Source organism: Pseudomonas sp. 43(2021) (assembly GCF_017490805.1).
Taxonomy (GTDB): domain Bacteria; phylum Pseudomonadota; class Gammaproteobacteria; order Pseudomonadales; family Pseudomonadaceae; genus Aquipseudomonas.
Genome location: NZ_JAFGYJ010000332.1, coordinates 1 through 498 on the forward strand (window position 1 = coordinate 1; position 498 = coordinate 498).

Below are 498 nucleotides of genomic sequence, written 5' to 3' on the forward strand. Positions count from 1 at the left end.
GGACGTGGCTGTCGGTGGCGTGCAGGTGATGAAGTTCGGCGAATACGTGCACTCGCTGTACGTGCCGACCAGCCTCAACCTCGTCAAGATCAAACCGCTGCGCGGCACCGCGCTGTTCATCCTCGACGCCAAACTGGTGTTCAAGCTGGTGGACAACTTTTTCGGTGGCGACGGCCGTCACGCCAAGATCGAAGGGCGGGAATTCACCCCGACCGAACTGCGCGTAGTGCGCATGGTGCTCGAGCAGGCTTTCGTCGATCTGAAAGAAGCCTGGCAGGCGATCATGGAAGTCAATTTCGAGTACATCAACTCGGAAGTGAACCCGGCCATGGCCAACATCGTCGGCCCGAGCGAAGCGATTGTGGTCTCCACCTTCCACATCGAACTCGATGGCGGTGGCGGCGATCTGCACGTGACCATGCCGTACTCGATGATCGAGCCGGTGCGCGAGATGCTCGACGCCGGTTTCCAGTCCGACCTCGACGATCAGGACGAGCG

The 498-nt window shown here is 60.4% G+C and carries 1 pseudogene; it reads left to right on the forward strand.

The features are described 5' to 3' along the window. A pseudogene (locus J5M71_RS27485) lies at nt 1–498 on the forward strand (flagellar motor switch protein FliM); the annotation flags it as partial.